Origin of the sequence: Sphingobacterium sp. BN32 (assembly GCF_030503615.1) — a bacterium.
In the GTDB taxonomy this organism is placed as follows: domain Bacteria; phylum Bacteroidota; class Bacteroidia; order Sphingobacteriales; family Sphingobacteriaceae; genus Sphingobacterium.
The window spans coordinates 938,701-963,281 of the sequence record NZ_CP129963.1; the positions used below are offsets into that span (position 1 = coordinate 938,701).

17 protein-coding genes are annotated in these 24,581 nt (G+C 44.3%); 14 read left to right on the forward strand and 3 right to left on the reverse strand.

What is annotated here, in order from left to right; translation table 11 throughout:
• Positions 1–7: 7 nt before the first annotated feature.
• Together QYC40_RS03965 and QYC40_RS03970 are read left to right on the forward strand one after the other, a co-directional pair.
• Positions 8–1,021, forward strand: coding sequence for an NAD(P)-dependent oxidoreductase (locus QYC40_RS03965; RefSeq protein ID WP_301992516.1), 1,014 nt, complete (start codon positions 8–10; stop codon positions 1,019–1,021).
• Entirely contained in the window at positions 1,021–2,085 is a 1,065-nt protein-coding gene (locus QYC40_RS03970) for a dihydrodipicolinate synthase family protein (RefSeq protein ID WP_301992517.1), read from the forward strand. The genes QYC40_RS03965 and QYC40_RS03970 overlap by 1 nt, the downstream gene beginning before the upstream one ends.
• Positions 2,086–2,110: 25 nt before the next feature.
• Here the strand turns inward: QYC40_RS03970 and QYC40_RS03975 are convergent, their stop codons facing one another.
• Positions 2,111–3,301, reverse strand: coding sequence for a M20 family metallopeptidase (locus QYC40_RS03975; protein WP_301992518.1), 1,191 nt, complete (start codon positions 3,299–3,301; stop codon positions 2,111–2,113).
• Between the two features lie 201 nt (positions 3,302–3,502).
• Between QYC40_RS03975 and QYC40_RS03980 the strand changes: the two genes are divergently transcribed.
• The 7 genes from QYC40_RS03980 (at position 3,503) to QYC40_RS04010 (ending at position 12,081) form a co-directional block, all read left to right on the forward strand.
• Positions 3,503–4,972 carry a sodium:solute symporter family protein gene (locus tag QYC40_RS03980; RefSeq protein WP_301992520.1) on the forward strand — a complete coding sequence of 490 codons (1,470 nt, stop codon included), beginning with the start codon at positions 3,503–3,505 and terminating at the stop codon, positions 4,970–4,972.
• 10 nt (positions 4,973–4,982) lie between these two features.
• Positions 4,983–6,227 carry an AGE family epimerase/isomerase gene (locus QYC40_RS03985; protein ID WP_301992521.1) on the forward strand — a complete coding sequence of 415 codons (1,245 nt, stop codon included), beginning with the start codon at positions 4,983–4,985 and terminating at the stop codon, positions 6,225–6,227.
• Positions 6,217–7,224, forward strand: coding sequence for a Gfo/Idh/MocA family protein (locus QYC40_RS03990; protein ID WP_301992522.1), 1,008 nt, complete (start codon positions 6,217–6,219; stop codon positions 7,222–7,224). Before QYC40_RS03985 ends, QYC40_RS03990 begins: the two co-directional genes overlap by 11 nt.
• An 11-nt stretch (positions 7,225–7,235) precedes the next feature.
• Positions 7,236–8,582 carry a Gfo/Idh/MocA family protein gene (locus QYC40_RS03995; protein ID WP_301992523.1) on the forward strand — a complete coding sequence of 449 codons (1,347 nt, stop codon included), beginning with the start codon at positions 7,236–7,238 and terminating at the stop codon, positions 8,580–8,582.
• A gap of 181 nt (positions 8,583–8,763) precedes the next feature.
• Positions 8,764–9,828 (forward strand): LacI family DNA-binding transcriptional regulator, encoded by a 1,065-nt coding sequence (locus QYC40_RS04000; RefSeq protein WP_301992524.1) that lies wholly within the window; start codon positions 8,764–8,766, stop codon positions 9,826–9,828.
• Positions 9,829–9,929: 101 nt separating this feature from the next.
• Positions 9,930–10,700 (forward strand): glucosamine-6-phosphate deaminase, encoded by a 771-nt coding sequence (locus tag QYC40_RS04005; protein WP_301992525.1) that lies wholly within the window; start codon positions 9,930–9,932, stop codon positions 10,698–10,700.
• A 7-nt stretch (positions 10,701–10,707) separates the two neighbouring features.
• Entirely contained in the window at positions 10,708–12,081 is a 1,374-nt protein-coding gene (locus tag QYC40_RS04010; RefSeq protein ID WP_301992526.1) for a putative oxidoreductase C-terminal domain-containing protein, read from the forward strand.
• Positions 12,082–12,524: 443 nt separating this feature from the next.
• Here the strand turns inward: QYC40_RS04010 and QYC40_RS04015 are convergent, their stop codons facing one another.
• Together QYC40_RS04015 and QYC40_RS04020 are read right to left on the reverse strand one after the other, a co-directional pair.
• Positions 12,525–12,878, reverse strand: a complete 354-nt coding sequence (locus tag QYC40_RS04015) for a type II toxin-antitoxin system HigA family antitoxin (RefSeq protein ID WP_301992527.1) — start codon at positions 12,876–12,878, stop codon at positions 12,525–12,527.
• Positions 12,879–12,880: 2 nt separating this feature from the next.
• Entirely contained in the window at positions 12,881–13,174 is a 294-nt protein-coding gene (locus tag QYC40_RS04020; protein ID WP_149525418.1) for a type II toxin-antitoxin system HigB family toxin, read from the reverse strand.
• A 451-nt stretch (positions 13,175–13,625) separates the two neighbouring features.
• Here QYC40_RS04020 and QYC40_RS04025 point away from each other — a divergent pair, with 451 nt between their 5' ends.
• From QYC40_RS04025 to QYC40_RS04045, 5 genes are all read left to right on the forward strand, one after another.
• Entirely contained in the window at positions 13,626–16,685 is a 3,060-nt protein-coding gene (locus QYC40_RS04025; protein ID WP_301992529.1) for a TonB-dependent receptor, read from the forward strand.
• 9 nt (positions 16,686–16,694) lie between these two features.
• The gene (locus tag QYC40_RS04030) at positions 16,695–18,161 is read left to right on the forward strand and encodes a RagB/SusD family nutrient uptake outer membrane protein (protein ID WP_301992530.1); all 1,467 of its coding nucleotides are present in this window, start codon (positions 16,695–16,697) and stop codon (positions 18,159–18,161) included.
• A gap of 4 nt (positions 18,162–18,165) precedes the next feature.
• Positions 18,166–19,779 (forward strand): arylsulfatase, encoded by a 1,614-nt coding sequence (locus tag QYC40_RS04035; protein WP_301992531.1) that lies wholly within the window; start codon positions 18,166–18,168, stop codon positions 19,777–19,779.
• 106 nt (positions 19,780–19,885) lie between these two features.
• Positions 19,886–20,761, forward strand: a complete 876-nt coding sequence (locus tag QYC40_RS04040; protein WP_301992532.1) for a DUF808 domain-containing protein — start codon at positions 19,886–19,888, stop codon at positions 20,759–20,761.
• Positions 20,762–20,977: 216 nt separating this feature from the next.
• Positions 20,978–24,553 (forward strand): alginate lyase family protein, encoded by a 3,576-nt coding sequence (locus QYC40_RS04045; RefSeq protein ID WP_367652319.1) that lies wholly within the window; start codon positions 20,978–20,980, stop codon positions 24,551–24,553.
• The last annotated feature ends 28 nt before the right edge of the window (positions 24,554–24,581 follow it).

A 24,581-nucleotide genomic window follows, 5' to 3' on the forward strand; every position in this document is an offset into this window, starting at 1 on the left:
GTTTGTTATGGATTTAAAAAAATTGGAAGAAAAATACGCTGTACCTTCTAAAGAATTAGTGGAAGACGTAAAGCAGATTGAGGGTGATATCATGCTATTGGGCATAGCAGGCAAGATGGGGGTTAGCATGGGCAAGCTTTTAGTAGATGCGTTGAAATTAGCAGGTAAAGACAATAAAGTTTATGGAGTATCCCGTTTCTCAGATCCGAAGGCGAAGAGCCAGGTCGAAGAGAGCGGAATTATCGCCATCGCATGTGATTTGTTGAACGACGAACAGCTGTTTAATTTGCCGGATGTCGCCAATGTAATTTACCTGGCAGGCCATAAATTCGGCACTGTCGGTAATGAGGATTTCACTTGGGCGATGAATACTTATCTGCCGGGCCGTGTTTCTGAGAAATTCAAAAACGCAAAAATCGTTGCTTTCTCCTCAGGCAATATACTTCCTTTTGTGAAATTAAATGAGGGTGGTGTTGACGAGGATGCTGTTCCGGAACCTATCGGAGAGTATGCGCAATCTTGCTTAGGGCGCGAGCGTGTATTCCAATATTTCGCTAAGAAGAACAGTACAGCCATGCTAATTTATCGTTTAAATTACGCTGTTGACTTCCGTTATGGAGTGATTATGGAGATCGGTAAGTCCGTTTGGAATGGAAAGCCTATCGATTTGCGCACGGAGAATGTGAATGTGATCTGGCAAGGTGATGCCAATGAAATCGCTATCCGTTCGTTATTGCATTGTGAATCCCCGGCGAAGATATTAAACGTGACGGGTCCTGAAACCCTATCGACCAAATGGGTCGCTAAGGAATTCGCTAAGCTATTTGGCAAGGAAGCTAAGTTTGTTCATGAAGCTGAAGGAACTGCTTTATTGAATAATGCTTCCGAGTGCCATCGTTTATTTGGCTATCCAAAGGTTACAATCAGAGAAGTGATCGAGCTTAATGCTACTTGGATTCAAAATGGAGGCGAAGAGTTCGGCAAACCGACGCACTTCCAGGAAAGAGGAGGACAATTCTAATGAAAAAGCTGACAAAAGAATTAAAGGATTTCTTAATGGAAGGGCAGGTCTTTCCTGCGCATCCATTAGCATTGAATGAAGACCGTACTTTGGACGAAGCAAGCCAGCGCCGCCTAACGCGGTATTATATGGAGTCTGGCGCGGGCGGAGTTGCGGTAGCTGTGCACTCTACGCAGTTCGAGATTCGCGATCCTAATATCAATTTATTCCGCAAGGTATTGGAACTCGCTGCGGAGGAAATTGATAAAGCAAATCTAGATCGTCCTTTCCTTAAAATCGCAGGTATCTGCGGTCCTACAGAGCAAGCACTCGAGGAAGCAGCAATCGCTGTGGAATTAGGGTATGACATCGGATTGCTAAGTATGGGAGGGCTACAGGGCTGGACGGAGGAAGCCATCTTGGAGCGCGTGCGCAAAGTGGCACAGGTTATTCCGGTATTCGGGTTCTACTTACAGCCTTCAGTGGGCGGCCGTATCTTCTCTTACGAGTTTTGGCGCTCCTTTGTCGAGATCGAAGGCGTCGAGGCTATCAAATGTGCATCTTTCAATAGATACCAGACCTTAGACGTGATGCGCGCATTGGCAAGCTCATCGCGTGCTGATGACGTCGCTATGTACACAGGAAATGATGACAATATCGTCGCCGACCTATTGACAACATATGATTTCCAGGTAGATGGATTGAGCAAGTCGATCGACTTCCGCGGTGGGCTATTGGGCCACTGGGCAGTATGGACAAAAAAGGCAGTAGATTTAATGCAGCAGGTTAAACAGGCGAAAGCTTCCAAAGATTATCATCATTTAAACGCTTTATTGAGCAAAGGTGTGAAAGTTACAGACAGCAATGCGGCATTCTTCGATCCTGCACATGATTTCCATGGCTGTATTCCAGGTATCCATGAGGTACTGCGTCGTCAAGGCCTATTGAAGGGCATCTGGTGTCTAAATCCCGATGAAGTATTGTCAGAAGGGCAGGCCGAGGAGATCTCTCGTGTCTACGATAATTATCCGGAATTGAATGATGACGCGTTCGTCAAATCATTCCTAGCGAAAGATAAGGCTTAGTCCTATTATAGGAGCAGTTTCCGTCTTACAAATCCTGCAAAACGGAAACTGCACCTTTAAACATAAACTCAACCGATCTTTCATAAATTGTTTCGTCGATATCGAAAGTCGGCGTGTGTAATTCCGAAACAATTCCCTTTTCTTCATTTCTCGTTCCTACAAAATAGAATAAAGCAGGATACTGCTGCGCGTAATAAGCGAAGTCTTCCGATGCCATCCAGGTCGGAACGGATAAGCAATTTTCAGCACCGTATAGATTGGTCGCAAGCTGCTGTATTTCGGTTGTGAGTTCAGGGTCATTATATAAGGTTGGATAGCCTCGCTTTATTTCGATCTTTGCCGAAGCACCATAAGCATCTACGGTCTGAACGATCATATTCTCAATTTTCGCTAGTGCCGATGCTCTCCATTGTTCGTCGGTCGTCCGGAAAGTCCCCGCTAAATGCACCGTCGAAGGAATTACATTCGCTGCGCCATCCGCAATTACTTTTCCAAAGGATAGAACAGATGGAATCCTGGGGTCAGCATAGCGGGAAACGACTTGTTGCAAAGCAACTAATAACTGCGCCGAGATAATAACCGGATCAATATTCAGCTGCGGTTGAGCGCCATGCCCACCTCGCCCCATAATATCAATATAGATCTCATCACTGGATGCCATCGCATATCCCGACTTAAAACCGAAAGTCCCCAATGGCAACTGTGGCGACACATGTTGCCCAATTACTTTTTGAACATGATAGCGATCCAGAATACCGGACGCCACGATCGCCGACGCTCCGCCTGGAATTCTTTCCTCTGCCGCTTGGAAGATCAAAACCACATTTCCATTCAAAGTGTGCTTAATCTCATTCAGCAAATAAGCAACACCCAACAGGTTCGAACTATGAAAGTCATGACCGCATGCATGCATCACGCCTTTATTTAAAGAAGCATACCCATGCTGGTTCTCTTCCGTAATGGGCAATGCGTCAATATCGGCTCGTAGTGCGACACTTTTTTCGGACGAACCATTCCCACGAATAAACCCAATAAGTCCCGTAGGGGAAACCTGTTCATAGGGAATACCCATTTCATCAAGCACTGAAGCGATATATTTTGTTGTCTCTTTTTCCTCAAAAGACAGCTCCGGATGCTGATGTAGGTGTCGGCGCCATTGAACGACTTTTTCTAGGATATGCTTATCCTGCTTTTGAATATATTCAATAGGGGTCATGCTTTTTGTACTTTTCTGATTTTCAATATTGTAGATGAGCTTGTAAATACCTATCTTGTATTTCGAAGCCAAAGTAAATTTAAAAATAAATTCAAAAATATCTTGCAAGCTTTTCAAATTAATCTTATATTCGGGTACGTACACAGTAAGACAGCGCTGTCGCACGCATCTACAATTATAATTTAAATTATTATCAGCCTTATGCAGCCCATTGATTATATCGTCATTGTCGTGTTTTTCATTCTCTTGATTGGGATCGGTATCTACAGTTACTTCAAGGTATCTTCATCCGCCGACTTCTTTACCGCAGGAGGGAAGCTCCCTTGGTGGTTGTCGGGAATATCACATCACGTCTCCGGCTATAGCGGCGCAGTTTTCGTGGCGTATGCGTCTATCGCCTACACCCACGGATTTGTAATGTACGTTTGGTGGGCTTTGACGATTGCAATTGCCATGATCGGAACAATCGTCTTTATTGCACCCCGATGGGCAAGGCTGCGAACAAAAACCGGTATACAATCGCCAACAGAGTACTTAGCGACTCGGTACAACCTGCCAGTTCAACAATTAATGGCTTGGTGCGGAGTAATTGTTAAGTTATTTGATGTTGGAGCTAAATGGGCAGCAGTAGGGATCTTATTAAACGCGTTCATGGGCGTTCCTATCGTTACAGGTATTATTCTTTCCGGGGTAGTGACCTTATTCTATGTGACCTTAGGAGGCCTGTGGGCCGATGTACTAAACGACTTCATGTCATTTCTCATCCAGGTAGCTTCCGGCTTAGTCATGTTTTTCGTAGTCTTAATGCACTTGGGCGACGGGGCATCCGGCGTGTTTACCATGTGGGATCGTCTGCCGCCGGAAAATAGCAATTTTTTCAACTCGCCCTATACGGTAGGCTTTGCGATGGCATTTTTAGTGATCAACTTCTTCAGCTACAGTGGCGGAACCTGGAACCTCGCGACGCGCTTTATTTCATCCCCGTCGGGCAAAGACGCCAAAAAGGCGGCCATCCTTTCCGCAATCCTTTACCTTGTTTGGCCATTAATCCTTTTCTACCCGATGTTCGCTGCGCCTATATTCTTCCCGAATTTAGAAAAACCGGAGACGTCCTATTCCTTAATGGCAATGGAGTTTCTACCTCCGGGGCTTCTAGGCTTGTTAGTTGCATCGTTATTCTCGACAACATTATCAATGACCTCATCGGATGCAAATACCATCTCTTCCGTGATTACACGTGATATACTGCCCGTAATGATTAAGAAAGTGAAGACATTTGATAAGAAGAAAATGTTGCTCACGGCACGTATCACGACCTTTAGTTTTCTGGTTTTAACCATCATTATCGCCTTCAACGCACAGACATTCGGTGGTGTTATTGGTCTTATTATATCCTGGTTCGCAGCATTATTAGGCCCTATTTCCATCCCGATGATTCTCGGTCTTTTGCCCTATTTCAGACACAGCGGGAGTACAGCGGCACTGCTCTCTATCATCGGAGGTTTAGCAACCTTCGTCATCCTAAAGCTCATCGGAGGTACAGGATTGGCGGTCGAGTTAGCCGGACCACTGATTACGTCGCTGGTACTTTATATCGGCTACGCATTTGTGGTTAAAAGCCCGGTACCTGAGAAGACGGAGAAACTCTTAGAAGCTATCAACGAAGAATAATACTATAAAAATGAATAGCATACAGATAAATAGGCAGACGGCGTTCAACAATGGAACGCTAAATGAGATGCTCGAACAGTATAAAAAGTACCTGTTCGAAGACTACCTGCCTTTTATCAATGAATACCTATATGATCAGGAACATGGCGGCTACTTTTGGAATACCAGCTACCATGGCGAACAACGTAGCAGTCATAAGCGCACTTGGTATGATGCGAGAGGCACCTGGGTCTATTCCTATCTGTACAAAGTATTAGATTCGAATCCGCTGTATTTGGAGCGTGCAAAACAAACGCTGAAGCTTCTGTATCGGGCAAAAGATACACAGGCACATTTCTGGCCTTGGTCTTACGACAGGGAAGGAAATGACCTGAAAGAAAGAGAAGGGGATATCTACGGAAATCTCTTCGTCGCAGAAGCGCTGGCCGCTTATTCTGATGCCAGTGGCGAACAAGATGCCTGGCTCGAAGCAAAAAATATCCTACAAGAAGCTTTTGCGCTTTATCAAACCAAAGAATATCGTTATCTTTTGGAGTATTCACCTACGAAAGATTATCCCGAAGCAGAGGAGATATTGGGGCATTACATGATTGTATTGCACTTATGTACAACCCTGCTGCGTCTTCAAGACGATGCGGAACTCGAAGAGATTTCAGATTATTGTTTGGAAGCCCTGCTTCAGAAGCACTATGATGCAGAATTGAATCTCATGGCCGAGCTGCGAAGCAAAACGGGCAGCGCGCTTGGCGAAACTTTAGACCAGTTTGTCTACATCGGTCATGCAATTGAAACCTTGTGGATGATTATGGACGAGGCGAAGCGCCGACAGGATCAGGAACTCTTCGATCTTGCCGCCTCTCGCTTTAAATTTCATGTAGAGGTAGCGAAGGACGACCTGTTTGGTGGTTTCTTTCACTGCTTGGATCATGCGAAGGAAAATAGGTTCCTCCTAGACAAAGTCCTTTGGGCACAAGAGGAAGTTATGGTCGGATGCCTGCTTTTAATGGAGGAGCGTGCTGACGCATGGGCATACGATACTTTTCAGAACACACTGCAGTATTTGCAGCAACATTTTATACTTAATCATTTGCGCTATCGCCCTTGGAAAATCAACGGAAATAGGCAGATGAATCGACAAGAGGAGGGAACAAGGATAGAAAACTATCATCATCCGCGGCATTTAATGTACGGCATTTTAACCTTCCAACAGCTGATAAACAGAAATACCTTAAACTTAAATAGCTATGAAAAATGATGTTAGTAGAAGAGGTTTCATAAAAACTACCGCAATGGCCTCGCTCGGAATCGGCATGCTCGGTCCAAATACCAAATTCTTTGAAGGTCTTTCCACTGTACAAAAAGGAAAGCGCGTCGGAATTATCGGATTAGATACGTCGCATGCGACGGCATTCACCAAATCCTTAAATGGAGAAAATCCTGACCCAAGATTTAAAGGGTATAAGGTGGTGGCGGCTGTAGCACAAGGTAGTAAGGATATTCCATCCTCTATCGAGCGCGTTCCGAAATACATCGAAGAGGTAAAGAAGTATGGTGTTGAGATCGTTAAAGATATTAATGCACTATTGAAAAAGGTAGACGTGGTTTTATTAGAAAGCAACGACGGCAGGGTGCATTTAGAGCAAGCCATACCGGTTATCAAAGCTAAAAAAACCTTGTTCATCGATAAACCAATCGCGGCTTCTTACAAAGATGCGAAACAGATATTTGACTTAGCGAAACAAAATAATGTTCCGGTATTCTCCACTTCATCGTTGCGCTACATGGAAAAAGTAGTCGAAATAAAGGGAGGCAGCGTTGGTAAGGTGTTAGGTGCTGATACGTTCAGTCCGGCAGCTTTAGAACCAAACCACCCTGACTTCTTCTGGTATGGAATCCACGGCATAGAAATCCTATTTGCATTGATGGGTACCGGATGTGAAAGCGTAACACGCGTGCATACCCAAGGAACAGACGTCGTAGTCGGAAAATGGAAAGATGGTCGCATCGGCACATTCCGCGGCTTGCGTGTTGGAAAGCATGATTATGGCGGTACTGTTTTTGGCGAAAAAGGAAATACGACCCTGGGGCAGTTCAAAGGCTATGATTCCCTCTTATTGGAAATTATCGCATTCTTTGAAACCGGAAAACCACCCGTATCCGCTGAGGAAACTTTAGAGATCTGCGCGTTTATTGAAGCGGCAGACGAAAGCAAGCGCCAGCAAGGTAAACCTGTATCATTAGTAACATCATAAACCTAAATAAGATGGAAGAATCTCGTAGAAATTTTATCAAGAAAGCAGTCATTGGCACAACAGCCATGACCTTTGGAGGCATATTGCCGTCATTCTCGGCAAAAAGCTATAAAAATATTATAGGAGCAAACGAACGTATCAATATTGCGATGATGGGCGTCAATGCACGTGGTAAGGCGCTGGCAAATAACTTTGCCCTGCAACCCAACTCACAGATTACCTACATTTGCGATGTCGATTCAGGAGCAATCAATCGCTGTATGCCGGAAGTCATGAAACGTCAAAAACATCAGCCGAAGACCGAAGGCGATTTCCGTCGAGCCTTGGAAGATAAAGACGTGGATGCACTAGTGGTTGCGGCGCCGGATCATTGGCATGCCCCTGCCGCCATTCTTGCTTCGTCGGCAGGAAAGCACGTGTACTTGGAAAAACCATGTAGTCATAACCCACATGAGGGCGAGCTGCTGATTGAAGCCGTAAAGAAATACAAAAACGTAATCCAAATGGGTAACCAACGCCGTTCTTGGCCAAATGTTGCGGCAGGAATTCGTGAAGTGCATAATGGCGCCATCGGAAAACCATATTTCGCGAAAACATGGTACACAAACAATAGGGCGCCGATTGGAATAGGAAAAGAAGTCGCCGTACCGAACTGGTTAAACTTCGATTTGTGGCAAGGTCCCGCACCGCGCCGCGCTTATAAAGACAATATTCTTCACTATAACTGGCACTGGTTCTGGCATTGGGGAACTGGCGAGGCCTTGAACAACGGAACACACTTTGTCGATTTAGCACGCTGGGGACTACAGGTTGAATATCCAACGCGTGTGACCTCTGTTGGTGGCCGCTTTGCACACAAGGATGATTGGCAAACACCAGACACACAAACCATCGGTTTAGAATTTGGAAACAACAGTATGATTACCTGGGAAGGCAGAAGCTGCAATGGAATGAAAACCGACGGAGCGACGGTGGGTGTAGTGTTCTATGGCGAGAAGGGTTCTTTGCAGATCAACGGCGATAATGCCTACCAAATTTTCGACTTGAACAGTAAATTGCTGAAGGAAGTTCGTGATACAACAAAAGTCGAAGCGACTAGTTTAACGAATCCATCACAGCAATTAGATGCTATTCATATTCAGAATTTTTTCTCAGCAATTAAAGACGGTTCTGCCTTAAATTCAGATATTATTGGCGGACATCAAAGTACGCTGCTTGTGCAGTTGGGCAATATCGCACAACGTACCGGCCAAGCACTTGATATCGATCCGAAAACAGGGAAAATACTTAATAATAAGGATGCTATGAACAAATATTGGAAGCGTGAATATCAAAAAGGATGGGAGCCACGCGTCTAATAGGCGGGCAGTATGTTGAAGTCAGAAAGCTGAAGTTAAGCCTCATCAGGCTAATTTGATATACAATCGCTATGCGGTAAGCTACTAATTAGCATAAAAAATGTTTTTTAAGTTAATATGTTTTACTGGTTATTTAGCTATATTGTCGATCAAATCATAGGAACGGGTACATTGGATATATATGGAAAAAAAGCAAAAAGAGTTAAACGGGGTTAAGGAAATCGCTAGAAGAGCGAAAGTGTCCATTGCAACTGTCGATAGGGTACTTCATAATCGACCGGGGGTTTCGGAAAAAACAAAACAGAAAATCCTCGAGATTATCAAAGAGTTGGATTATAAACCCAATATCCTTGCCCGGCGACTGGCATCGTCGAAAACGATGCACCTCTATACGCTGATTCCAGAAAAATCCAAGGAAACTGACTACTGGGATGTGCCATTGCAGGGGATTTTTCAAGCAGAGAACGAGATTAAGCTCTATAACGTGAAGGTATCGAAGTTTTTCTACGACATGAACGATAAGCAATCGTTTATCGAGCAGACCAAGAACATTTTGAAGCAAACGGATATCGATGGACTACTTTTAGCGCCAGCTTTTGTTGACGAGGCAGTGGCCTTTACTGAAGAATGCAAACGCAGGAATATCCCATTTGTCTTTATCAACTCGGACATCCCGCAACAGAAGAGCTTGAGCTATTTTGGCCCAAACCTATTCCATAGCGGACAGACTGCGGCACACCTGATTCAATACCTGACGAAGGAAACCGATCAGATTCTACTCTTGAATATTGCGAAAGACATTGATTCCGATCACCACATCTTACGTAAGCAGGAGGGCTTTATGAACTATTTCAACGAGAACAACCCGCGAAATATCATTAAAGAAAATCTATACGACACCAACTACGCTGCGGTCAAGAAAGCCTTAGCCAAAATCGTCAAGTCAAACCCTGATTTGCATCTTATATTCGTTACGAATTCCAGGGTCGCCCTTGTTGCAAAATTTCTGCAGGAGATAGGAAAGAATGATATTTTGCTCATAGGATATGACTTTTTGCCGAACAATATAGCATACTTAAATCAAGGGATGATTGATTTTCTGATCTGTGAGAAACCACAGGAGCAGGCATACCGCGGAATCAAGGCGTTGTATCGTTTTCTGATGTTTGAAGAGGATCAGGAAAAAGAATATTTCATGCCGATTGATATTATACATCGCGAAAACCAACAATTTTATAAGAATTAGGAAGTCCGATGGCAAAGCAGTAAAAACCTTGCTGCTTTGCTTTCCCATCGGGTACCTACACTAATAAGAATAAAACCGTTAATCTAAATTTATCTAAACCTATGGATGTTAAAGAACTAGAAGTGGGTACACTAAAAGTGTACACTTTTGAAAATAGAGAGGAGCTAGGTTTGTATGCCGGAAAAAAAGCGGCAGCACGAATTAAGGAACTACAGAAAACGCCCGATAGGATTGTACGCATGATATTTGCTTCAGCCCCCTCGCAGCTGGAAACCCTGGCTTGTCTACGTACGGACGAGGGGATAGACTGGTCTCGCGTAGTTGCTTTCCATATGGATGAATATGTCGGCATCGAAAAGGCACATCCGCAAAGCTTCGCTAGCTTTTTAGAACAAAATCTTTTCAATCAAGTAAATATCGGGCAAGTTCATTTCATCAATGGCATCGCCGCCGATCCGCAAGCTGAATGCGAACGCTATGAAGCACTGTTGAAAGAAGCGCCGATTGATATCGTATGCTTGGGAATAGGTGAAAACGCACATATTGCATTCAATGAACCCCATTTAGCAGATTTCGCTGATCCGCACTATGTAAAATTGGTCGACTTGGATCTGACCAGTCGCCAACAGCAGGTCAACGACGGATGCTTCCTCACTTTGGAAGAAGTGCCAACGCATGCCATTACGCTGACCGTACCGGCTTTATTTGCTGGAGAAAGTTTGTTCTGTATGGTGCCCGGTAGTACTAAAGCGGCAGCAGTGCATGCGACCCTCACTGGAGAAATTACAACGGAAATACCATCTAGTATTTTGCGGACACATCCACAGGTATCCCTGTTCATCGATAAGGATAGTGCCGCGCATTTAAACTAATTTCAAAATGAAAAAATTAGCTATCGCCTTGCTTGTCATTGCTACTTTAAATTCCTGTAAAAGCGAAAAAGAAACATCATCGGACAAACTAACGCTGATGACACTAGATCCCGGTCATTTCCACGCGTCTCTGATCCAAAAGAGCATGTTGCCGGGCATAGACTCCGTATGCTATGTCTATGCACCTAAGTCATTAGGCGTTTCAGCACACTTGGCCTTGCTGAACGGGTATAATATTCGTGAGGAAAGCCCAACAAGTTGGAAGGTCGAATCCTATATCAATGCTGATTTTTTGGAGAAAATGCTGGAAGAGAAGCCTGGAAACATTGTGGTGTTGGCAGGTAACAATAAGCGTAAGACAGACTATATTCATAAATCTGTTTCTGCTGCGCTGAATGTGCTTTCGGACAAGCCGATGGCGATCAATAAAGACGGATTCAACCTGCTGATTGACGCCTTTGATGTCGCGAAAGAGAAGAAAGTGATGCTTTATGATATCATGACCGAGCGTTATAATATTTTTTCCATTCTGCAAAAGGAATTAATACACAATGCCGACTTATTTGGAACATTGGAGAAGGGTACCCTAGAGAATCCGGCCATCATCAAGAATTCGGTACATCACTTCTATAAGGAGGTTTCCGGCAAGCCTTTGATTCGCCCAGATTGGTATTATGATGTAGAGCAGGAGGGGGAAGGCATTGTGGATGTCACGACACATTCCATCGACTTGATTCAATGGCAACTCTTTCCAGAAAACGTATTTGATTACAAAGCAGACGTTGAAGTTCTAAACGCAAATCGCTATCCTACGAAAATTAGCTTAGCACAGTTCAAGCAATCTACTGGCGACGCCGCATTTCCTAGCTTCCTGCAAAAGGATGTCAAAAACGATACGCTAAATGTATATGCGAATGGCGAGATAAATTATTCCCTAAAGGGAGTACACAGCAAGGTGGCGGTACAATGGAATTATCAGGCTCCCGAGGGATCCGGTGATACCCATCTTTCCCAAATTCGCGGAACCCGCTCTATTGTTTCCATAAAACAGGGCAAAGAGCAGAATTATAAACCACGTTTATACATTGAACCGGCTGCAGCTACCGGATTTACAGAAGATGACAAAAAAGCAATAACGGCGGGTTTTGAGACCATAGCAAGTAAATACAAGGGGTTAATGCTCAAACCAGAAGGTAAAGGCTATGTGATTGAGGTGCCGGCAGATTTATTGGAAGGACATGAAGAGCATTTTGCCCATGTCGCTAACAAGTTCTTCGATTATGTTCGCACGGGGGAGATGCCAGAATGGGAGAAATCCTATATGCTTACGAAATACTATATAACAACAGAAGCTTTGGCAAAAGCCAAAACATTAAGATAAACGATGTAATTCGATTCTAAACCTAAAAATAAAGCGGTCCCCTCAGGATCGCTTATTTTTTTTAGTCGACAATCTGACGAGCCTTAGTCTGCTTAAAGCCCTTTCATAACCCTTTCAAAACCCTTTATAACCCAAATCAGAACCGCTCGGGATTGGGTTTGATTAGGGTCAATAAGGGTTGAAGTTTGGGAGTGGCTTGACGTAGGTATTTAGATGGTTTGTCTGAACCAGGAAAGGAAGGATTCAAGGAAGGTGTTGTTTTGAAAAGGAAAGGGTGTAAAGTTTGTTTTGAACCAAGAAAGGAAGGATTTGAGGATGAACAGGATCGGGTCTAACTACTAAGTACTAACTACTAAATACTATTTCTGGGAAAGGAAGGATTTGAGGATGAACAGGATCGGGTCTAACTACTAAGTACTAACTACTATTTCTGAAAAAGTACTTTAAGGCTTTAATTGATACTCTTGGATTAAGAAATCAGATGGGATTTTCAATAATTTCGAGAGATGCCGTATCATAGACAAGGTGAGTGGTCGTTTATAATTCAGGATCTTGCTAACGGTGCTTTTGTTTCCTAATTGAGATGCCGAATATCCGAATTCTTTCATTCGGATTTTAATCATTTCAATAGGGTCAATTTCTGTAATAGGGTATTTTTTGACTTCGTAATTTGAAATCAAGGTAACCAAAAGCATCTTTTCTTTATGTTCAACCGTACCGCGCTTTGAATATTTGATTTCTTCAAATCGTTTAAGGGCATCTTTATATTCACTATCATTTTCTAATAAATACCACATAACTAAATGTTCTTTGCATCTATTTTATCATATTCTGCATGGGTTCCAATAAAGCGAACGTCCACATAACCGTCTTTATAGGCGACTTCAATAATTAATCGGAATTTATTGCCAACAATTTTGAAACGAGCCCTATCTGCACTGATAATCTTTGCTGTTGGAAAATCGTCAATGATGTCCTGGCTTTTCAACCATTGTGCACTTCTGACTAGAATAATCCAAGCGTCAATCCCTTTTCTGCTGCTCGCATGTTTCTTTTTGAAACGATCTAGAAGTTCCAATTTCAGGATAATCATAACGCAGAGTAAAAATAAGTAAAAGTTTCCAAATTGGAAACTTTTATACAACAGTTCTAATATTAATATTCCTGACTGTTTCTCTGTTTTGTAATTTATAACTCTGTAAATCAGCTGTATATATATTGTTTTAAAAATAATCTACTAAAATAGTAGACTTTATTTTCTATTCCTGTTATATTTGTCAAAAGTTATTCAATTGGCGTTGGTAACAGCAAGTAAATTATTTATTAAACTAAATCATTCTCAATGAAAAACAATCTATCTAAACAAGCATTTTTTCCTTTCAAACAATCTCATCTTTCTGCGCATTTTGGTATGCGAATGTGTCTTTAGTTCATTCCCTAAAAAGAAAAAAGGGAAGCAACGCTTCCCTCGAATTCAATAATGAAACAAGTTTTCAATTGGCGTTGGCACTTGTAAGTATTCACTATTAAACTAAAGCAAACATATGAAAAATATTGGAGTACTTCGGTATTTCAGTTTATTGCTATGGGCGTTCAGCTTGTTCAATGTCTCGCTGCACGCGCAGGATAAACCCAAACCTATCATCAACGCATCTTTAGAAGGTGTTGTTCTTGATTCCTTGACCCGACAACCTATTGAAGGGGTCACCATACAGCTTGATGCAGTCACCCACGCGGTGAAAACCGATCAAGAAGGACGCTTTCAATTTGTTACCGGACAGAAGCTGCCCTTTACGATCAAAGTCAGCTTCCTCGGTTATAAGACGAAGAATTTAGTAATCGAAGTATCACCTACAGAAATCCTGTTAAGTCCAGCTTCGGAAGATCTGGATGAGGTTGTCGTTGTCGGCTATGGCACACAGCGACGCCGTGATCTGACAGGGGCAGTAGCTTCCGTTCCGGAAAGCTTTTTGAAACAAAAAGTAAGCTCTGTCGATCAGTCGCTAAAAGGTGCTATCTCTGGCGTACAAGTTACGCAGACCTCCGGGCAACCCGGCGCAGGCGTTAGTATCCGTGTTCGGGGCGGAGCATCCATTCAAGGAGGCAATGAACCGCTTTATGTAATCGATGGTTTTCCAGTGTACAATCAGTCGGAAAGTACTGGTGTTAACAGCGGGACGCCGATCAACCCCTTAGCGAGTATTAATCCTAGCGATATCGAAAGCATCGAAGTGCTGAAGGATGCGGCGGCAACCGCGATCTATGGCTCTCGCGGTGCGAATGGTGTGGTAATCATCAGTACGAAGAAGGGAAGGGCAGGTCGCGTACAGCTTAACTACGATGGAAGTAAAGGTTGGCAATCTGTCGTTAAACAAATCGATGTGTTGGATGCGCCATCCTTTGCCCGCCTACGGAATGAAACACTGTATGATACCAACCCGAGCAGAGGGAAATACCAATATTTATCGGAAGAGCAGATTAGCCAACTCGGCGAGGGTACCAATTGGCAAAACGAAGCTTTCCGAGTGGGAGCGGTGCAGAACCATCAGCTATCATTAACGGGTGGAGCAGAAAGAATTCAGTATTATTTAGGCGCCAATTACCTGGATCAGGAAGGCGTGGTGGTCAATACAGACTTCCGTCGACTGGGTTTTCGTTCCAACCTGCATGCTAAGCCATTCGAGCGGTTGGATGTTTCCGCCAATCTAACCATTAATAAAACGAATTCGCAGATCGCTCCGACGGGCATTATCAATTCCTTATTGATTATGCCGCCAACAGCAACGATCTATGAGGCGGATGGTTCATATACGCTACGGAATCCATTCGAGAACATTTTTGCGAATCCTATCGCAACACTACTGGAAACCAGTAATCAATCGAATAATCTGCGCGTGCTTGGAACTGCCTATGCGCAGTACGAGTTGTTAAAAGGTCTGTCTGCTAAAGTATTATTTGGAGTAGACCTGAGCAATAGAAATGATAAATTTTATCTACCGTCATATATTTTTGAGGGGGCAGGAACCAAAGGGACAGCCAACTTGGGGAACTTAGAGAATCAAGCTTGGTTGAACGAAAATACCCTAACATACAATAAGAGCTTTGGGAAGCATGACCTGAACGTGCTGCTTGGTTTTACGCAACAGGAAAGCAGAACGAACTTGTTTAATGCCGGCGCTTCAAGCTTTGTGACCGATGAACTTCTTTATAACAGCCTGCAAAGCGGGTCGGTCTTAATCCGCCCTAACTCGGATGCCTACGACTGGGTATTGCACTCCCTATTGAGCCGCGTAAATTACAATTATGCCAATAAATATTATGTTTCCGCAAGCATCCGTCGCGACGGCAGTTCGCGTTTCGGAAGTGATAATAAATGGGGTAATTTTCCATCCCTAGCCTTTTCATGGCGGGCGAGCAAAGAAGATTTCTTTGCCGGCCTATTGCCGACGATCAATGATCTGAAAGTTCGCGCTAGCTTCGGGGCAACAGGAAATCAGGAGATCGGTCAGTACCAGTCCCTCGCGACACTCTATGCGTTGAACTATTACTTTGGTAATGCGGTGCAGACAGGATTCGCCTCGCAACGTGTGCCGAATACCGAGTTAGGCTGGGAAACAACCTATCAATATGATGCGGGTATAGATTTGACTTTCCTGCAAAATCGCATACAACTATCTGCCGATTATTATTACAAGCGCACAAAAGATTTGCTGCTCAGCGTGGAAATTCCTTGGACCTCGGGCTACGCAACTTCTTTGCAGAACTTCGGCTCGGTAAGCAACAAGGGCGTGGAGCTGAGCCTCAAGAGCAAAAACATACAGGGAGCATTTAATTGGGATTCGGATCTTAATATTTCTTTCAACCGAAACAAGGTGTTGTCGATTGGCGATGGATCGGATCGCTACATCAGCGGGAATTACCTGATCGCTGTGGGAAAGCCATTAGGCACATTCTATGGAACCGTAACGGATGGTATTCTGCAAGTGGGTGAAGAATCTACTAAGGGAGTTTATACAGGAAATGCAAGCCCTAAGACTGGCGATCGTCTATATAAAGATATTGATGGCGACGGCAAGTTCACTACAGCAAGTGATCGCGCGATCATTGGAAATGCACAACCTGATTTTATCTTCGGCTTCAGCAATAATTTATCCTATCAAGGTTTTGACCTGAGCTTCTTGATACAAGGTACGGTCGGTAATCAGATTTTGAATATCAATAGGCAGAACCTGGAGATGTTTACCGGGCAGCAGAACGCATCGCTTGATGCTTTAGATCGTTGGACTCCGGATAATCCTTCGCAGGTCTATCCTCGGGCAAAGCTTGATCCTGCACCCATCTTCTCCGATCAATTTGTCGAGTCGGGAACATTCATTCGTTTGGCGAACCTACGATTTGCTTATTCCTTACCTAAAACTTGGCTGAGTTCAGCCCATCTTGATCAGGCACAAGTTTACTTTGTCGGACAAAACTTATTGACCTTGACGAACTATCGCGGCTTTGACCCGGAGGTAACCTCGGGCAGCAATGTACAGATTGGAACCGATGCTGGAATCTATCCTGTGGCGAAGACCTTGTCGCTTGGGCTTTCATTAACCTTTTAATATCCTGTCATGAGAAAAAGATATCTACCTATTATCCTATTGTTTTCCCTGCTTGCTTCTGCTTGCTCGAAGTTGGACGAGCAGCCTCGTGCTATTCTCGTGAATGAGCAGTTCTATCTCGACGAAGCACAGGCTGTTGCAGCGGTTACCGGAACCTATAGAAAACTATATGAGTCGGGGCAATCCCTGTATAATGGCTTGTTTCAGATTGGCGTAGAGATGGCAACCGACGACTATGAGGCGGGTCCGCGTGCGCGGAATGCTCATGTAAGAGCCATCAGTAATTTAACGCATGATGCTTCGAATGATCGCATGGAACAATTATGGAAGCAAAGTTATGATGCCATCAATGCTTCTAATCTTAATATCGTTGCGATAGAAAAGATTCCAGCCGATAAGATCGACGCGACGATTCAGAAGCGTTTAATATTGGAAGCGAGATTTTTGCGCGCCTTGCATTACTTCAATTTAGTGCGTTGGTTTGGCGATGTTCCGTTGCAGTTGCAGCCCATAGCAAATCTAAGTAAAGAGGAGTTGCAGGTGACGAAAAGTACGGAGGCGCAGGTCTACACACAAATTATCGCTGATTTGCAGGCAGCAGAGGCTTTACCAAATTATAAAGCTTATAGCGATACAGACAGAGGGCGCGCGAGTTCTGGTGCTGCAAAAAGCTTGTTGGCAAAGGTTTATTTGACGCAGAAAGACTATGCGAAGGCGAAAGCTAAGGCTGCAGAGGTGGTTGAGCAGGAGGGCTATGAGCTATTTGAGGACTTTGCCGATGTGTTCCATGTAGAGAAGAAGAATGGCAAGGAGCATATTTTCTCGGCGCAGTTTAAGGGGAATGTAGGCTATCAGGGCAATGCTCTGGCAGGGCGCTCAGCACCTGCTGATATCCCCGGGATCAATGGCGATTATGCGGATGCACTACATGTGCAGGGGGGCTTGTACGAGGCGTTCGAAAAAACGGACGCACGCCTTGCTGTGACTTTTACGCTCGGAAAAGTATCGCCAGTCGACGGTAAGTATTATGCCCTTCCCACGCCGCAGTTCAATAAGTATTACGATGAATCGGTTATAGGCAATCAAAACCAATCTTCGAAAAACTTGCCCATTATCCGGTACGCGGAAGTGCTGTTGATCTATGCGGAGGCAGAAAATGAATTAAATGGACCTACTGCTATTGCAAAAGACGCCTTGAACGCGTTACGTAGGCGCGCGAAGGCTAGTTTGCTGACGACTAGCATTAATAAAGATGCTTTTCGGGAGGCGGTTTTTGAAGAACGACGTAAAGAGCTGGTCTATGAGTATCAGCGTTGGTTTGACCTAGTGAGGCGCGGTGCGGACTACTACGTCGCCAAGCTGAAAGCCGCGGGTAAGAATAATGCTTCTGCTCGACATCTGCATTTTCCTACGCCACAACGTGAATTAAACCTTAACCCTAATTTGAAACAACATCCAGATTGGACAAATCATTAACATTATGAACAGAAAGAACATTTTCCTAAACACAGTGCTGATTCTTCTTTCGCTATCGGTATGGGCGCAAGATAAAAGACCAAATATTATATTGATCCTGGCAGATGATCTCGGTTATTCGGATCTGGGATCATACGGGTCGGAAATACCGACCCCTAATTTAGATCGCCTAGCGAAAGAAGGGCTTCGTCTTCGCGAGTTTTATAACAACTCCATCTGTGCGCCCACCAGAGCATCGCTGTTGACCGGACAATATCAACATAAGGCGGGCGTCGGTTACTTTTCAAATGACCTGGGACTCCCGGCATACCAAGGCTATCTGAACAAGGAGTCCTTAACCATTGCTGAGGTGCTTAAAGAGAATGGCTACATCACGCTAACCTCAGGTAAATGGCATGTGTCGGGGAAAGGACAAAGTTATCCTTGGGAACGGGGATTTGACTACGTCTATCCTCGCGATGATAAGAATGCAAACTCCGGAGCCCCGGGCTTGCGAACCCCTGAAACAGATGCGGAGGGCTATCCAACGCAAGCAACCTTTTCGACCAACTTGATCACACGGAATGCTATAAGTTTCTTGGATAGTATCAAGAGTCGACAAGAGCCTTTCTTTCTGTACCTAGCCCACACGGCTCCCCATTGGCCGCTGGTAGCTCCAAAGGAAGATATCGCCCGTTTTAAAGGTAAATATGATATGGGCTGGTCGATTCTTAGGGAGCAAAGGCTAAAGAGACAACGGGAAATTGGTTTGATACCGGCAGGACTGACCCCATCGGTTGCTGATCGCGACCTGTATGATTGGGAGAAACTGACCGGGGAACAACGGGCTGGTTGGGCTAAGAAAATGGAAATATTCGCAGCGATGGTTTATCGCTTGGATCAAAGCATCGGAGAGCTCTTAGACCGCTTGGAAAAGAACGGACAACTGGATAATACGCTTATTGTCTTCCTTTCTGACAATGGTGCACCTGCTGAAGATTTGGTTCGCTGGCATCAAGGGTCTGATAGAAATAAGGGGGCTATTGGAACAGTGACTTCGTATGAATCGCAGAGTAAGAATTGGTCCTATGCGAGCAACACGCCGTTTAAGGCTTTCAAAGACTACATGTATGAAGGTGGAATCAATACGCCATTTATCGCTTGGTTCCCGGGACGAATTCAGCAGGGGAATATCAAGCAAGGAACCGGACATATTATCGACTTGGCACCTACATTTTATGAACTGGCGAAGGCGAAGTATCCGGAAGCTTATAAAGACACGAAAGTGAATGCGCTTGCTGGTAAGAGTTTGCTACCCTTGCTTACGAGCGACAGCCAACAGGTGCAGCGGCAGGAAGGTTTGTTTTGGGAGCGAGCGGGGAATAGAGCCGCGAGGGTAGGAAAGTGGAAGTTGGTTTCGACCTGGCCTTCGCAAACTTGTGAGCTGTATGATTTGGAGACTGACCCAACCGAGACCAAAAATGTAGCGGCTAAGCATGAGCAAGTCGTGTCGCGCTTGGCACAAGCTTATGCGAATTGGGCAAAAGAGACAGGCGTTGTGGATTTTGCTGAGCTTGAAAGTAGAGAGCCGGCATCTATGAAAGAGTTCCGGAAAAGTAAAGTGCAAGAAGTGGAATAGGGCTTAAGTAAGCAGGTTGAACTAGATAAATACCGTCCTTTGTTATTTTATTTCAAACATTTCTAAATTAATTCTATTTTAGAAATGTAAAAGATAATTAATAACTATGGCATCAGGCATATTTGCAATATTGGATGATATCGCTGCATTAATGGACGACGTGGCGGTAGCCAGCAAGTTGGCAACACGTAAGACGGCGGGTATTTTAGGAGACGATTTAGCTGTTAATGCAGAAAAGGCAACAGGTTTCTTAGCAACGCGAGAAATCCCGGTGCTATGGGCAATCACCAAGGGCTCTTTTATCAATAAGCTGATCATTGTGCCAATTGCCTTGATTCTGAATGCCATATTCCCGATAGCGATTAAGTATATCTTGATCCTCGGTGGTTTTTACCTTGCTTATGAGGGTGTGGAAAAGATAGTGCACTACCTGTTTCATCGCAAGAAAGAGGGGCACGAGGTTATCCAAAAGAATGTGGAGCAGGGTGAGATTGCGGAGAACGCGAAGATAAAATCGGCTATTACAACTGACTTCATCTTGTCGGTAGAGATTGTGATCATCGCCTTAGGAACGGTATTAGACCAATCATTGCCGATTCAGATTCTGACCGTTTCAGTAGTCGCTATCATTGCAACAGTCGGTGTGTATGGAATTGTGGCGCTGATTGTCCGCATGGACGATATGGGTTATAGCCTGATCAAGCGTTCTAACGATAAAGGATTTGCCGCTAAGTTCGGGCATGCGCTAGTGAAATTATTACCCTTTGTGATTAAATCCTTAGGCGTTATCGGAACGATTGCTTTATTGATGGTATCGGGAGATATCTTCGTTCATAATATCGACTATTTGCACCATATGTTGCCTAGCCTGCCGGGCATTGTTAAATCTATTGCTGCAGCAATTGTTGGTGGTCTGCTTGCTTTAGGCTTGGTGACTGTCGGCAAAGCATTATTCGGCAAGAAAGATAAAGCACACGCATAAGAATTAGTAGATTACTAAACATAGAATAATAAAATGAAGAGAGAGTTCTTTTAAAAAGAGCTCTCTCTTTATTTTTTGTAGAATAGCCGTTTTATCGGGTTTAAATATTGTTTGTAAAGCTTTATGAACAAATACTCCCCCTTTTAAACCGATATGAACACCTGAAAATTCCGTTCAGCATGCATCTTCGTTCTACTGATTTAGAACCTATTTAATATGCTGAGAAAAACTTATCTATCGTTTATTCTATTAATCGGGCTTTCCATTGTTGGGAATCTGCAGGCTCAGACGAGTCAGCGGCTCATCAAGGATTGGGAGTTTTTGCGCTCTGATCTTGGGGGGATATGGGAAGGGAATCGTCCTGTTCCTGCCGGTGCGCCGGAGTCTGTACCTATATGGTCCAAAGTGCAATTGCCACATACCTACAATGCTACCGATGCGGTGAATCCACATGAGAATTATTATCAGGGTCCGGCATGGTATAGAACCAACCTTTCAATTAATAATCCTTATGCCGACGGACGTGTTATTTTACATTTCGAAGGGGCTGGACAGAAGAGTAAGGTCTATGTCTATGATCAGTTGGTGACAGAACATGTGGGTGGATATGATGAGTGGTATGCGGATATTACAGATGCGGTAGCCAAGTTTAAAGCGTCGGAAGATGCCAAGCGCTTCAATGGCAAAGTGCCTGTATTGATTCGAACAGATAACTCGCGAGATCTGGAGATGATACCTTCAGACCTTTCGGACTTTACGTTGTTTGGAGGGCTGTATCGTTATGTCAACTTAGTATACGCTCCGAAGTTATCGGTAAAACATATCTTCTCGGAAATCAACCTTGAGACTAATTTAAAGGGTGCTAAGGTGACACTCAAAGGGCGCTTTTGGAATCCTGTGGGTGTAAAGGAAGCGACTTTGCAAACAAAGATCTTTGATCCGAAAGGGAAGCAAATTATTAATAAGAAACAAACTGTTTCGATTTCAAATGATGGTAATTTCAATCTTGACGCTCTTGCTGTATCCAATCCTAATCTATGGAGTCCCAACCAGCCGAATCTTTATCGTGTGGAGATTTCGGCAATCGTAGGAAAGGATACAGCTATTTTAAAAGAGCATATTGGATTCCGTTCTTTTGAATTTGTTGCATCGGGTCCATTTCATTTGAATGGAGAGCGATTATTGCTACGTGGTACGCATCGGCATGAGGATCATGCAGGCGTGGGGCAAGCGATGACCGAGGAGCAGATATGGCAAGAGATGCGGATGATGAAGGCGATGGGAGTAAACTTCATACGACTAGGACATTATCAGCAGTCTAGGATCGTTTTGGAAGCCTGCGACCAGCTGGGGATATTGGTTTGGGAAGAGATTCCATGGTGTAGAGGCGGATTGGGCGGACCTGTCTATCAGGAGCAAGCTCGCCGTATGCTGACCAATATGATTGAGCAGCATTATAATCATCCATCTGTTATTATTTGGGGCCTTGGAAACGAGAATGATTGGCCTGGCGACTTTAATGAGTTCGACCAGCAGAAGATAAGAACCTTTATGACCGAGCTACATCAGCTTTCTCATAAACTTGATGACTCCAGAAAGACGGCAATTCGCCGTTGCGACTTCTGTAAGGATATTGTAGATGTCTATTCGCCTTCCATTTGGGCAGGTTGGTATCGTGGGGTATATACCGATTACAAAACTGCGAGTAGAACGGAATTCGAGCGTGTTAACCACTTCCTGCATGTAGAATGGGGAGGCGATAGCCATGCGCGCAGACATTCAGAGACACCGGATGAGGGGCTTTCGGAAGTGATGCGCAGTACTTCGGCCGATGAGCGCGCAGGCGATGCCTCGCTGTTCGGCGGGCCGGCGAGAGTATCAAAAGATGGCGATTGGAGTGAGAGCTATATCGTGAACCTCATTGATTGGCACCTGAAGGAACAAGAAACCATGCCTTGGTTAACCGGTACGGCATATTGGCCGTTCAAGGATTTCACGACGCCGGTTCGTCCGGAGAATCCAGTGCCTTATATGAATCAAAAGGGCGTGGTCGAAAGAAACTTGAATAAGAAGGAGTCCTATTATGTTTTCCAATCCTATTGGACGGAGGAACCTATGGTTCGTATCTATGGTCACAGCTGGCCAACACGTTGGGGTGATGAAGGACAGGAAAGAATGGTTAAAGTATATTCGAATGCGGAAGAGGTCGAGCTATTTCACAATGGTAAAAGCCTTGGGAAGAAAAAACGTAACTCACAAGACTTCCCTGCTGCAGGCCTTCGTTGGATGGTAAAGTTTGAAAAGGGGAAGAATGAACTGAAAGCGATTGCTAAGAAGGGGAAAGTTGTAATATCGGACGAGCTGGTTCAGGAATACCAAACAGAGAAATGGGGTAAGCCGGCAAGCATAAGTTTGAATGCTATCGAAACCAAAGGCGACACAGTATTGTTGGAAGCTAAGTTTTTAGATGCTAAGGGAGTTCCTGTGCTAGATAGTCGTGAGTATTTGGAGTTTGCATCCGCGGGTGATGGTTATCTGATCATCGATCAGGGTACATCAGATGGCAGCAGTCGCTTGCAGGCTTATAATGGACGTGCGCTGATCCGTTTTGTGCGCACTGGAAAGCATGCTGTCGTATCGGTGAAAGGAGATTACATCAAGTCTACACTTATAAATATTACAGGTGAAGATAGAGATATGATCAGCACTGTCGTCAATAGCCTTCGCCCGGAGGTTCTGACTGCTGCTGAAAATGCCTTATCGGAACCAATCAAGACGATTACTTCGGCTACTAGCGAACGTAGCTTGGGGACTAAGAATGACTTCTACTCGGAAGGCGACTACTGGTGGCCAAATGCAGCGGATAAGGATGGGCCGTATATTCGTAAAGATGGCATGAGCAATCCGGATAACTTTGTTGCTCATCGGGAGCTCGTAATGCGATACGGCGATATCATCAGTGATCTGGTATCCGGATGGTTGCTGACCAAGGACGATCGCTATGCGCAGCGAGCTATTGCACATGCAAAAGCATGGTTTGTAGACAAGGATACCCGCATGAATCCTTCCATGAATTATGCGCAAGCAATCAAAGGAGTAGCATCCGGACGAGGCATCGGTTTAATTGATGGGATTCACTTTGTTGAAGTAGCGCGCTCGCTAGAGCATTTAAAAACTGCTGGCAAGCTCAACGAGAAAGACGGAAAGGCGATTGAAGAATGGTTTGCATCCTATCTGAATTGGATGAATACTCATCCTTATGGTCTGGAGGAAAAGGCAACAAAGAATAACCATGCTTCCTGTTGGTTATTGCAAGCAGCAGCCTTCGCTCGCTATACAAACAATCAAGCGATGCTAGACTCTTGCGTTCAACGGTATCAGGAGGTGATATTACCCAATCAGATGGCTAGCAAAGGCAGTTTTCCTTTGGAAATCGAAAGAACTAAGCCTTATGGCTATTCGCTATTCAACTTAGATATCTTTGCGGGCATCACGCGTATTCTTCAGAAGCATAATCCGCAAACAGCAGCGATTACCGTAGATGGTAAGAACCTAGAAAAGGGGATTGATTTTATGTTTCCTTATGTTGTTGACAAGACGAAATGGCCATACGAAAAAGATGTGATGTACTGGGATAATTGGCCAATCGCACATCCTTTTCTGTTGTTCGGAGCATTAGATTTCCAACGTGAAGACCTGTTGAACGCCTGGTTGAAACTACCATTGGATTACAGTGAATTAGAAGTTCGTAGAAATTCGCCTATGAGGCATCCATTGATCTGGATTCTCTAGAAATAGGCGTAGGATTGCAAATAAAGCA

Coding starts and splice junctions, on each gene's coding strand:
- QYC40_RS03965 (WP_301992516.1), top strand. CDS start 8: ATGGATTTAAAAAAATTGGAAGAAAAATACGCTGTACCTTCTAAAGAA.
- QYC40_RS03970 (WP_301992517.1), top strand. CDS start 1,021: ATGAAAAAGCTGACAAAAGAATTAAAGGATTTCTTAATGGAAGGGCAG.
- QYC40_RS03975 (WP_301992518.1), bottom strand. CDS start 3,301: ATGACCCCTATTGAATATATTCAAAAGCAGGATAAGCATATCCTAGAA.
- QYC40_RS03980 (WP_301992520.1), top strand. CDS start 3,503: ATGCAGCCCATTGATTATATCGTCATTGTCGTGTTTTTCATTCTCTTG.
- QYC40_RS03985 (WP_301992521.1), top strand. CDS start 4,983: ATGAATAGCATACAGATAAATAGGCAGACGGCGTTCAACAATGGAACG.
- QYC40_RS03990 (WP_301992522.1), top strand. CDS start 6,217: ATGAAAAATGATGTTAGTAGAAGAGGTTTCATAAAAACTACCGCAATG.
- QYC40_RS03995 (WP_301992523.1), top strand. CDS start 7,236: ATGGAAGAATCTCGTAGAAATTTTATCAAGAAAGCAGTCATTGGCACA.
- QYC40_RS04000 (WP_301992524.1), top strand. CDS start 8,764: ATGGAAAAAAAGCAAAAAGAGTTAAACGGGGTTAAGGAAATCGCTAGA.
- QYC40_RS04005 (WP_301992525.1), top strand. CDS start 9,930: ATGGATGTTAAAGAACTAGAAGTGGGTACACTAAAAGTGTACACTTTT.
- QYC40_RS04010 (WP_301992526.1), top strand. CDS start 10,708: ATGAAAAAATTAGCTATCGCCTTGCTTGTCATTGCTACTTTAAATTCC.
- QYC40_RS04015 (WP_301992527.1), bottom strand. CDS start 12,878: ATGTGGTATTTATTAGAAAATGATAGTGAATATAAAGATGCCCTTAAA.
- QYC40_RS04020 (WP_149525418.1), bottom strand. CDS start 13,174: ATGATTATCCTGAAATTGGAACTTCTAGATCGTTTCAAAAAGAAACAT.
- QYC40_RS04025 (WP_301992529.1), top strand. CDS start 13,626: ATGAAAAATATTGGAGTACTTCGGTATTTCAGTTTATTGCTATGGGCG.
- QYC40_RS04030 (WP_301992530.1), top strand. CDS start 16,695: ATGAGAAAAAGATATCTACCTATTATCCTATTGTTTTCCCTGCTTGCT.
- QYC40_RS04035 (WP_301992531.1), top strand. CDS start 18,166: ATGAACAGAAAGAACATTTTCCTAAACACAGTGCTGATTCTTCTTTCG.
- QYC40_RS04040 (WP_301992532.1), top strand. CDS start 19,886: ATGGCATCAGGCATATTTGCAATATTGGATGATATCGCTGCATTAATG.
- QYC40_RS04045 (WP_367652319.1), top strand. CDS start 20,978: ATGCTGAGAAAAACTTATCTATCGTTTATTCTATTAATCGGGCTTTCC.